Here is a 10960-nt window from a genome sequence, read left to right on the forward strand (position 1 = left end):
GAATTGGAAACAACCTGTCAATTAGCTGATCATTCACCCGTCAAATCATAGTTTATTTTACATTTTATTGAATTTACCGCCAATATCCCTTAAGATTGTTAAGCTGTAAATAATCGAAGTAGCGATAAATTCTAAAGGCAGGTGACGATGTGAGTATAATAGCTGTTAACCGAATTACGAAGACGTATCGGCAATACCGAAGATTTCCTGGACTGATTGGGTCCGTTAGAAGTCTATTTACAAGGCAATATACGGAAGAAGATGCTGTTAACAATATGTCCTTTACGATCAATGAAGGAGAAGCCATTGGTTATCTGGGACCAAATGGTGCGGGTAAATCTACAATGATTAAAATGATGACAGGCATCCTGGTCCCAACGCACGGAGACATTAAAGTACTCGGCGCAGTACCGCATGAAGCAAGAAAAGCGAATGCACAGCAAATCGGGGTCGTTTTCGGACAACGAAGTCAATTATGGTGGGACCTTCCCGTCACTGATTCCTTTGATCTTCACAAATACATCTATAAAATACCGGATTCTGCTTTTCGTAAAAATCTGGAGCTTTGCATGAGTCTGCTCTCCATCCATGAATTTGTGCAGAAGCCTGTAAGACAGCTCAGCCTAGGGCAACGTATGCGAGTTGAGATCGCCATGGCGCTGCTTCATGAGCCCAAAATTCTATTTCTCGATGAACCAACGATCGGTCTAGATGTCATGGCCAAGGATCAAATTCGGCGCTTTCTTCGCACTGTAAATCGGGACCGTAAAGTAACGATCGTATTAACTACCCATGACATGAAAGATATTGAAGAAATTTGCCCACGTATGCTTGTCGTTAACAAAGGAAGCCTGGTCTACGATGGCTCTGTTGAAGATTTGCGAGCTAAGCTAGGAAGTGAAAGGAAAGTTATCATCGATTTCCGAGTCGATCCCGGGCTGATCGATATCCCTGGCATTACGATGCTTCAGGACGAGGGAATACGCAAAACATTTCTAGTACCGCGAGGTGAATCAACCGTATTTGAACACGTCAGCCGGATTGCCTCCCAATATCCTGTAGAAGACGCCTCTATTGAAAGCCTGGATATCGAATCTGTAATACGCAAGTTGTATCTTCAACTAGCTAGCGAGGAACAAACGATCAGCAAAATCGGATGAGAAGGAGCAGACAATGTCGACCTATTTTATGTTTACGTTAAAGGCCTTTGTTAACCAGTTAGCATATCGTTCCGAAGTATGGCTTCGTCTGCTGGGCAACTATTTTGCAATACTCATCCAAGTGGAGATTTGGAGGGCCGTTATCGGAAATGGCGGTTCAGCCAGTACGACAGTCGAACAAATGATTACATATAGTATACTAAACACCCTCCTTTTTGCTCTTTTGCTAAACCGGGTCAGCAGTAAAGTTGACGGCAGTCTTAAGTCCGGCAGTATCGCATCAGAGCTCGTCAAGCCGCTCTCCTATCCTTTATATCTGCTTTTTGACGGGCTTGGACAATCGCTTTATCAGTTCATTTTCACAGTTATCCCCTCTCTGATTCTTGCATGGATTTTGTTCGGGATGCTTCCTCCTGCTTCCACGATACATTTCATTGCTTTCCTAGTGGCTCTGCTAATGGCTTTAATACTTTCTTTTCTTCTTGGTTATCTTGTTTCTCTTCTGGCCTTTTGGTTCTTAAGCCATTTTGCGCTCAGTTGGACGCTTGGCGGCCTAACTACCATTTTCAGCGGTTCGTTTCTGCCCTTGTGGTTCTATTCCCCTTCTTGGGCAGCGGTCGCCAAGTTGTTGCCATTCCAATATCTAGGCTATGTACCTGCGGCGATTTATCTCGGTAATCTGAACGAGGCAGAATTATGGAGAACCGTCGCGTTGGGATGTGTATGGATCATCTTGTTGCTTGTTGTTGCCTATTGGCTTTGGGGCAAAGCCGTACGGCGATTAATCGTTCAAGGAGGCTAATAAGAAAGGAGGCGTACTATGACTTTATTACTCTTCAGTAAGCTGGTTCGATTATTGTTGAAAGAGAAAATGGAATACCGAGCTGATTTTGTACTTTCTGCCTGCGCGCAAATCATTTCCTATGCAGGAGACTATATTGTCATTTGGCTGTTTATGAAGCAATTCAACTCGATTGCTGGCTGGAACTGGCCTGAAATTGCTTTGCTTTATAGCATCGGATTATTTACATATGCACTTGGCGCATCCTTTTCTTTCGTGCAAATGTCGGGTCTAGAAGGTCAAGTTCGGGAAGGCACATTCGATACGCTGCTCATTAAACCTGTCAACCCCTACTTATACCTGATTAGTCGCGGTTTTAACCTGGCATACGTCGCTCATATCAGTATTTCCGGAACTGTATTGATTTGGGCCATCGCTCAATTAAATTTACAGTGGGCGTGGACAGAGTATGTCTATTTACTGCTTGCTTTAATCAGCGGTGCAATGATTCATGCTGGATTGCTCACTGCTATTGGCGCTACAACCTTCGTGTGGGTGAGGACGGGATATTTGTTTTCATTGTTTTTCCATTTGAAGGAGTTCATATCCTATCCTCTTCCCATATTCGGAACAGTGGTTCAGCTGCTCTTGACCGTTGGCATTCCACTCGCTTTTGTCAATTTCTATCCTGCAGCCTTTCTTTTGTCGTACGAGACATCGCTAATACCGCATTGGGCCAAGTGGCTGGTCCCGCTCGCGGGTCCGCTGATTTATGGACTAGGCTACCGCTTTTGGATGTACGGCGCAAACAAGTATCAGGGAGCAGGCGGATAAATATTTGCCGTTCTTAAAGTCCGTATCGTTGTGTAAAATGATTAATTAATCCCGTTTTTTCCGTGCTCGATATTGCTGTGGCGTTACGCTGACAATTCTTTTGAACAAGTTCGAAAAGCTTCCTAAGCTGGTATAACCTATACGCTCTGCAATGTCTGTAATCTTGTATTCGGTTTCTTCCAGCAATCGTTTGGCCTCTTGGATTCGTTCCTGAATGATGGCATCCGACAAAGATAACCCGGTCTCCTTCTTGAACAATCTGGATAAATACGCCGGGTTCAGATAGACATGGGCAGCCATTTCCTCCCGGGTAATCTCCTGGTTCAATCGTGAACGAATGTAATGTCTAATCTTGGTAACCACAGCAGAAGATACTTTGTTGCTTACCGTGAGAAGTCGTACGGTTGCCTTCAGGCAGCATCTCGTCCATTGTTGCAGGGCATCCGAGTGCTTGGGATAGCTTTCCTTATCTGTCAAGCTCTTTAATTCGGCCGACTTGTGAATAGATAAACCTTTTTGGGCCAATATGGTGTGAATAATGAAGAGAATACCGTGGATAAACTGATGATGAGATTCCTTTGTCCATGTATTTCCTTCACTGCTCCAGAACCATTGCTTCACGCGGCGATCCAGCTCTTCTAACTCACCAAGCTCCATAATAGTGGACCACTCCGCAAATAAGCTTAGTGGAGCTACAGCCTGCAATTGTTTCATGCTTTTTTCCATAGGAGTAGAGGCAGGCATGAATACTTGCCGGGATCGAGTTAAATTGTGCTGCTCTCTCTCTGTCACATACGTGTAGGCGCTAACGATTTCCGGTAATACTACCGTCGGGCTAATATAAATAGATAAGGAGCAATGAAGAAGCCGTTCGCATTCGTTCAGAAACTGACGGCAATTGTGATTAAGCACGCTGCTAATAGAGGTTTCTTCACTTCTCACATATACGATCGCCAGATTAAGCCCTGTATGATCCTGAAATACAACACCTTCCAGCTCTAGCAGAAGCAGTTCTCCAGCCAAATTGCGAAGCGCGTATTCCATAATGGCTTCATCACGCGCGCTCAGATTATCTTTCCATTGCTCAAGTCCAAACAGAACCAGGATATAACGATCATCAGGCTTGATCGACAAGCCACAAGTTTGTGCGGATCTTTGTAGCGAGTCCGGGAGCAGAGATGCCCGCTGACTAAGGATGTCCTGCCAGAAGCGTTCCACCAATATAGGCAGCTGATGTTCCCATTTTCTTCGATAGTCCTGCATCAGAGCTTCAAACTTTTTTTGTTCTTTTTGCCTACCGACCTCTGCAAAAGCATCGCTGGCCACTTTCTTCAATTGCTCATAATCGACGGGCTTCAGCAAATAATGGAACGCTCCATGATGGATGGCGCGCTGCGCGTACTCAAAGTCCGCATGACAAGTAAGCATAATCGTCAAAGTGTACGGCGAATGCTGCTCCACCCAGGCCAACAAATCCAAACCGCTGCTCCCCGGCATTTCGATATCGCAAATTAGCAAGTCAATAGTAGTGTTCCTTAGTATCTTCAACGCTTGATCCACGTTCTCCGCCAAACTAATGTGCGTAACGCCCAGCACGCTCCAGTTCACGCCTTGCTGCAAACCGAGCAAGGCAAAATATTGGTCATCAACAATTAAGATTCTATACATACGATGATCAAAGCCTCCTTTGCATAGGCAATTTGATATTCACTATTCCGCCGCCCTGTGGATCATTGCTGAAGGCTATATTCGCGCGTCCATCATAGAACATAATCAAGCGTCTGCGCACATTCCATATCCCCAGTTGACGGTCTGTGGGCTCCTTTTCATATAAGCCAAGGTTAAGCATGACCAATTGCTGCTCGGAGAATCCAGGTCCAGAGTCGCGGATTTCGATGGCCATGCATGAATCCCCTTCTTTACTAGTTTCTTTACTTACCGTGACGTTGACTTCAAAATGCTTGGCATTATTAATAAATCCATGCTTCATAGCATTCTCCACGAACGGTTGTACAAGCAATGGCGGCACAAGGACGTTCTCAAGTTCCTTGGGCACCCGTTCGTGAAAACTCAGCTTGTTCGGGTACATAACCATTTGGATTTCAAGGTAGTTTCGGATATGATTAAATTCGCTAACAAGCGTAATCCACGCATCGTTGGTGCTCATGATGAACCGGAAATAGGAGACGAGGTGGCTGATCATCTTTTTAATCAGTGAATACTTCTGAAGCTCTACAAGATGGAAGACGATATTTAAGGAATTCATGAAAAAATGGGGATTGATCTGGGCCTGAAGATGCTTAAGTTCGGCTTGCTGCACTTTCATTTGCTCTTCATATACGAAGATTTTTAAATTCCCAATTTGTTCAGCCATCCGATTGAACTGTTGTGTAATCAGTTGGAACTCCTTGGATTTCTCTTCCTTTAAACGGTAATCCAGCTGTCCCTTGCCAAGTATGCGCATCCCGCTTGCCAACTGCTGAATGGGTTTAAATACAAGCCGGCTTAATAGAAAGAACAATACAACTAGAATGACAACTACCGCTATGGGAATGACCTTAATTACGCGTTGGAACAGAGGCAGCTCGTCCAGCAGCAATTCTTCGTCCAATAAAATGAAAACGTTGAGATCCGAAAAAAGAGACGGTTTGCCTACGAACAAATAGCTGCTGCCGTCACTAAGTCGAATAGAAGCGCTAGAGCGATTCGATTGATCGTTCAGATGGCTACGGATGCGGACAAGATCCTCATTGCCGAACTGCCCCCACAACAGATGCCCCTCCTTGGATATAATGCCGATTTTCTCATCGCTCTCTACGGACTCCAACCGGATTAGAGGCTGAGCTAAGGAATCAATGCTGACAAGTACACCGATGAGCAGCCTTCCACTTTTATCCGGAAGTGCCTTAAATAAGACCGGCTCGCCGCCGACGTTAATGATTTCCCACTTCAAGGACGTCGGAAGCTTGAACTTCTTCAGCCGAGCGGACAGACCGGCACGGATAGCCTTCTTCTCCTCGTAATACTCCTTTTGACTGCTGAGGAATAGCTCCTCCCGGTCAAGATGATACACGAATACACTGCGAATAATAGAGTAGTAGCTAACATCGCTATACCATTGATCCATTAATTTTCTGATAGATAAATAATAGTTTACACTGTCTGGGTCGCTCTCCGAGTATAGCTCGAGCAGCATGCTTTCATTTGCCGTTCGCAGCAAATAAGTACTGGTCTGCTCCAGCAGCTCATCAAGAGCGCCTAAATGAAGGGTCAACGTGTCCGATGCGGATTTCGCTACTTTCTCACGAACAATATTTGTGGAGTAGATATTGGTGTAGTAAAGAAAGAAAAAAAGTGGCGCCACTAATAGCAGGACGAGTGCGCTTACTTTAAATTGCAATGAAAGTCCCACAGTTCCACTCCTTTGTCTAGTATATGAACGCCCATGCGGCACGAAAGGGGAAAGACCATTTCGGTCTTTCCCCTGCCTGCTTATGACTGCTTCGCCTTCCAATCATCGTACTGTTTCTGAGCTTCGGTTCGGATCTTCTCAATACCGTTGGCCTTTAGCTTTTCATTGTATTCTGCCAGTACCTTGTCGGCATCCAAACTTCCCGTTTCAAGCAGCGGACGATACTCCTTAATAATATTGCTGACGACGGACACCTCTGTTTTGACAGCGTCCGTGTTGAAGCTGAAGCCAAACGATTTTACTTTATGAGCTTTTTCGTTATAGGCTTTGAACTTCTCCCATTTGTCAGGGCTTTCGCCTTCCCACAAATAAGTGAGCGTCTGATTCCCAAACATCCACTCAATACCCGGAGCCCACCCCGTATCCGCACGGGTAGAGACGCCATCTTGCAGCTTAATGAAATTATCCTTGCCCTCTACCTTGACATATTGCCGTCCTTCCACACCGAAATCGATCAGGTTGACCAGATTTTTGTCGGTATGAAGAAGGTTTAGAAGCATCATTGTGCGCTCCGGATCGACAGATGTGCGGCCGATTGCCATCATGGAGTTGCTGACGCTTGCTGTACTGATTTCAGGATCATTCCCCTTCAGCTTGACTAGTTCGATACCCGTCGCGCTGGAATCTTCCTTGTCAGAATCCGGTTTATCGGAACCGAATTTCATCCACGTTTTGCCGGCCTTAAATGCATCTTCGGCGCTCGTTTTGGTCGTCGCGGCATCCTGATTGATGAATCCCTTTTTGAACCATTCGCTGTAGAGCCTCAACCTATAAATAGTCGCATCGGATTCCAACGTGCTGATGATCATCTTATCTGTCTTAGTATCCAATACAATACCGGCAGGCGCTCCGGCCACCAGCTCGTAACGGAAGTTTTCTTCCATGCTCGGCTTTGTTTTGTCGAAGTAGCTCAGCGTATCAGAACCACTGCCTGAGAGCCAGATAGGTGCAAGGCCGGGTTCCTTATCCTTAATGGTTTGAAGCCACGGCTCTAGGTCTTCCAGTGTTTGGATAGAGTTGATATCAAATCCGTATTTATCAATAAGATCTTTCCTGAACATAATCGTGTGGCTCTCGCCGATTTCTTTGTTAGTTGGGATCGCGTAAATTTTCCCATTTACTCTGCCCCCATCGAGAAAACGAGGATCTAAAGTCTCCATTATTCCTTGCCCGTATTCGGTTAACAAATCATCTAGCGGGAGAAACGCCCCTTTGGTTACATTGTTGGAAAAATCTGCCCAGTTCGGAGCAAAAGTCAAGTCTACTTGCTCTCCGGACTGATAGGCCAGCGCCATCTTCTCAGACCAGGAGGACCAAGGCAGTCCCTGAAAGTCGATTTCGGCGTTGATTTTTTCTTTCAAGTATTTATTGATTTCTTCTACAACTGCCTTGGAGTCGTTTTGCGGAAAATTGCCTACCGTGTATACTTTGAGCTTGCGGTAGGTGGATATATCGGGATTGCTTGATCCGATATCCTCAGATGGCTTGCTTGTTGAAAGCGGTTCTGCATTAGGTGAACCGGATGATCCTGAATTGGTGCTGCAGCCTGACATGACCAGCATAGTCGCGGTTACCCAAGCAAGCGCCATGCCCCACCCTTTCGTTTTCTTCATTTCTTGAACCCCCTATAAATTTTCATATATTCTAACCGGCCGTTAAGCCAGAGCTAGACGAATTAACCTTTGATGGCTCCAATGGTGAGCCCCTTGGTAAAGTACTTCTGAAAGAATGGATAAACGAACAGGATGGGACCAATGGAGACGACTACCATCGCCATCCGCAGACTTTCCGTTGGTACCGATTGCTGTACAAGCAGAGCTACTCCACTCCCCGCCAATTGATTTTTGAAAAACTCCGCTTGGCGAATCATTTGAATCATCACATACTGCAAAGAAAATTTATCGCTATCGTTAATGAACAACAAGGAGTTGAACCAATCGTTCCAATACATCAGCGTCGTGAACAATCCGATGGTTGCCAGCACTGGAAGTGAAATGGGAAGTACAAGCTGGAAAAAAATTCGCCACTCCGACGCTCCATCCAGCTTGCCCGATTCAATCATTTCTTCCGGTATCGTTTGCTGGAAAAATGTACGAGCAATGAAGATATAAAACGCGTTCGAAAGGCCTGGAAGGATAAGCGCGACATAAGTGTCCTTCAGATCCAAATAGTTGACGTACAACAGATAGAAAGGGACAAGCCCACCGGAGAACAGCATCGTAATCAAAAGATAAATATTAAAGGTTTTTTTAAACGGAAAATCTTTGCGAAAGATAGGATACGCATATAACGCAATTAACAACACTGCCAGCAAAGTACCAATAAAGGTAACAGATAGGCTAACCCCATAGGCCTTCATGAGAGTAGACGAATTGGCAAAAAGATAGTGGTATGCAGATCCATCGAACTCGTCAGGCCAGAACTTGTATCCCTTTAACGTTAGAAGCTTTTCATTTGAAAACGAGATGGCGACGATCAGCAGGATCGGCAAAATGCAAGCGAGACTGAATGCGATGAAAATAATATGAAGCAATATCGCAGCTAGCTTAGACACCTTTTGGTACGGTTTAACGTTCGTTGCTTTGTTCATTTTGATTCTCCATTCTAGAAAAGTGCCGTGTCGCGATTAAGCTTACGAGCCAGGCTATTTGCTCCGATAACAAGGAAAAATCCAACTACCGATTGGTAAAAATTCGCTGCGGAGGACATTCCCAAGTCATTGAGCTGAATCAGTCCTCTATAGACATACGTATCGATGACATCCGTCGTGGAGCGCAATGCGCCCGAGTCGAGCGTAACATGATAGAATAATCCGAAATCAGAGCGGAATAAGCCGCCCAAATTCAATATCGTCAGAATGACCATCACGGGAGTCAGGAGCGGAATTGTAATTCGGATGATCTGCTGCCACTTGCTGGCTCCATCCATGACCGCTGCTTCATACAGCTCCTCGCTGATGCCAGTTATTGCTGCCAAGTAAATGACGCTCCCTATGCCGACGGAATGCCACATTTTCGTTAACCACAGAATATAAGGCCAAGCCTCCGGGTGCATATAAGCATTAAATGAAGAGTGTCCGAACAAAGGCAAAACGTATTTGACCAGGAAACCGTATTCAGGGTGCAGAAAGGCGTACACGATATAGCTAACGACGACCATAGACAAAAAATTCGGCATGATCATCACTGTCTGATAGAGTCGCGATGCAAGCCTGGCACGTACCTCATTAACGGCAATGGCGATCGCAACGGAGAGAATAAGACCGGTCACAATAAAGACAACATTGTAGGCGACCGTATTAATCGTTACTCGCCACGCATCGGAAGTAGCGAAGAGAAAACGGAAATTGTCGAGCCCTGCCCACGGACTGCCCATAATTCCGTCGATGTAGTTAATGTTCTTGAAAGCAATGAAAACGCCAAACATGGGAATATAACAATTAATGAAAAAAACGATGCTTGTCGGCAGCAGCATAAGCAGCAGCACGCGATACTTCACAATGTTCCGCAGCAAACGGACGTAGCCCCTCTGTCGCAGTGAATGTGCTTGCTTAGCAGAAAAATTTACAGATGATGGAATTGACATAGCATTTAACCTCACTCTATTTCAATAGGATAGATTTATTATAATGAAGTTGGAAATTGGAATTCTCTATCCCAGGTGATCTCATTTATTAGAAAGTTACCTCTTAACCTGATTTCCAAATATCATCCTCGTTGTCTATTCTTCGTGTTTCGTCTTACAATCAAAAGTGGAACAAAACATCACAAAAGCATCACCTTAATAAGGTGATGCTCCGATTGTTGAGAATCCAAATTGTCATGATACCATGGTTATTATTTCACTCGTGTACATCTAAGAGATTAGTCGCTAGACAGGCTATCTAAAAATGAGTTGGGAAAAATGGTATAAATCGTTTTTCCAAACCGGCCAATCGTGGCCGCCGCTCTCCTCGTACCAAATATGGGGTACATCGTTCCTCTCCAAATAGGCATGTGTCCGGTCGCTGACATGCTTAAGATTGTCCAGAAGTCCGCATGACAACCAGAGCAAACTCAGCTTAGCAGCCGCATCTTCCGGATTCGGGACAAGCAACTCGGGTTCCTTCGTGTTTGGAGCAGAGGAAAATCCTCCAATCCAAGCAAAATGATCTAGATTGCCTAATCCGATATTGAGCGATTGTCCTCCTCCCATCGATAAACCGGCTAGAGCACGGTTCTCTCTCCTCGTCAGAACCGTATAGTTCGATTCCACATAAGGAATGAGATCATAAAGCAAATCGAATTCGAAATCCTCAAACGCCTTTAATTTGTCCGCGTCGAATAAATTGCCCTCCGCCCGGTCGTTCTGCATGGCACGGCCGTTAGGTAGAACCACAATCATGCGCGCAAGCTTATTGTCTGCATACAAATTATCAAGAATCACTTGCGGACCCGCATGATTGTACCATTCCTCTTCGTCTCCGCCGATACCATGCAATAAATAAAGAACGTTATATTCCCCTTGACCATCCGGGTAACCTGAAGGGATGTAAATCATCGCTCTACGCTTGCATCCTATTGTCTTAGAGAAATATTCAACCGTTTCAATTTTGCCGTGGGCAATATCATCCCTGTACTGGTCATACCCGGTCGGAACGGCTCGTCTTAGCAAATCATAGTTAATTGAACTCATCCTTTTTCCTTCCCCTTCCTGTTTACACCTACTTAACTG

The 10960-nt window shown here is 45.1% G+C and carries 9 protein-coding genes; 3 read left to right on the forward strand and 6 right to left on the reverse strand.

The genetic code is table 11. The features are described 5' to 3' along the window. Positions 1-149 precede the first annotated feature (149 nt). The 3 genes from AC1DPK_RS00320 to AC1DPK_RS00330 are packed head-to-tail and all read left to right on the forward strand — an operon-like array spanning position 150 to position 2775. Positions 150-1160, forward strand: a complete 1011-nt coding sequence (locus AC1DPK_RS00320; protein WP_441880457.1) for an ABC transporter ATP-binding protein — start codon at positions 150-152, stop codon at positions 1158-1160. Positions 1161-1173: 13 nt separating this feature from the next. Then, the gene (locus AC1DPK_RS00325) at positions 1174-1962 is read left to right on the forward strand and encodes an ABC transporter permease (protein ID WP_441880455.1); all 789 of its coding nucleotides are present in this window, start codon (positions 1174-1176) and stop codon (positions 1960-1962) included. Between the two features lie 18 nt (positions 1963-1980). Further along, a complete protein-coding gene (locus AC1DPK_RS00330) occupies positions 1981-2775 on the forward strand; it encodes an ABC transporter permease (RefSeq protein ID WP_441880453.1) in 795 nt (264 codons plus the stop codon). A gap of 45 nt (positions 2776-2820) precedes the next feature. Here the strand turns inward: AC1DPK_RS00330 and AC1DPK_RS00335 are convergent, their stop codons facing one another. The 6 genes from AC1DPK_RS00335 to AC1DPK_RS00360 all read right to left on the reverse strand — a co-directional run bounded on the left by AC1DPK_RS00335 (position 2821) and on the right by AC1DPK_RS00360 (position 10921). Next, positions 2821-4443: a response regulator transcription factor gene (locus AC1DPK_RS00335; RefSeq protein ID WP_441880451.1), complete on the reverse strand. Its 1623-nt coding sequence runs from the start codon at positions 4441-4443 to the stop codon at positions 2821-2823. Between the two features lie 7 nt (positions 4444-4450). Further along, positions 4451-6187, reverse strand: a complete 1737-nt coding sequence (locus AC1DPK_RS00340) for a sensor histidine kinase (protein ID WP_441880449.1) — start codon at positions 6185-6187, stop codon at positions 4451-4453. Positions 6188-6267: 80 nt separating this feature from the next. Continuing rightward, on the reverse strand, positions 6268-7860 hold the full coding sequence (locus AC1DPK_RS00345) for an ABC transporter substrate-binding protein (protein ID WP_477508894.1): 1593 nt from the start codon (positions 7858-7860) through the stop codon (positions 6268-6270). Positions 7861-7922: 62 nt separating this feature from the next. Further along, positions 7923-8837, reverse strand: coding sequence for a carbohydrate ABC transporter permease (locus tag AC1DPK_RS00350; protein WP_477508895.1), 915 nt, complete (start codon positions 8835-8837; stop codon positions 7923-7925). A 14-nt stretch (positions 8838-8851) separates the two neighbouring features. Next, positions 8852-9760 (reverse strand): ABC transporter permease, encoded by a 909-nt coding sequence (locus AC1DPK_RS00355; RefSeq protein ID WP_441910305.1) that lies wholly within the window; start codon positions 9758-9760, stop codon positions 8852-8854. 366 nt (positions 9761-10126) lie between these two features. Further along, a complete protein-coding gene (locus tag AC1DPK_RS00360; protein ID WP_477508896.1) occupies positions 10127-10921 on the reverse strand; it encodes an alpha/beta hydrolase in 795 nt (264 codons plus the stop codon). Positions 10922-10960: the final 39 nt, after the last annotated feature.

Source organism: Paenibacillus sp. 01T424 (genome assembly GCF_056398745.1).

What these genes read in the sequence shown, in the direction of transcription:
- AC1DPK_RS00325 (WP_441880455.1), top strand. Translation starts at nt 1,174, where the DNA reads ATGTCGACCTATTTTATGTTTACGTTAAAGGCCTTTGTTAACCAGTTA.
- AC1DPK_RS00330 (WP_441880453.1), top strand. Translation starts at nt 1,981, where the DNA reads ATGACTTTATTACTCTTCAGTAAGCTGGTTCGATTATTGTTGAAAGAG.
- AC1DPK_RS00335 (WP_441880451.1), bottom strand. Translation starts at nt 4,443, where the DNA reads ATGTATAGAATCTTAATTGTTGATGACCAATATTTTGCCTTGCTCGGT.
- AC1DPK_RS00345 (WP_477508894.1), bottom strand. Translation starts at nt 7,860, where the DNA reads ATGAAGAAAACGAAAGGGTGGGGCATGGCGCTTGCTTGGGTAACCGCG.
- AC1DPK_RS00350 (WP_477508895.1), bottom strand. Translation starts at nt 8,837, where the DNA reads ATGAACAAAGCAACGAACGTTAAACCGTACCAAAAGGTGTCTAAGCTA.
- AC1DPK_RS00360 (WP_477508896.1), bottom strand. Translation starts at nt 10,921, where the DNA reads ATGAGTTCAATTAACTATGATTTGCTAAGACGAGCCGTTCCGACCGGG.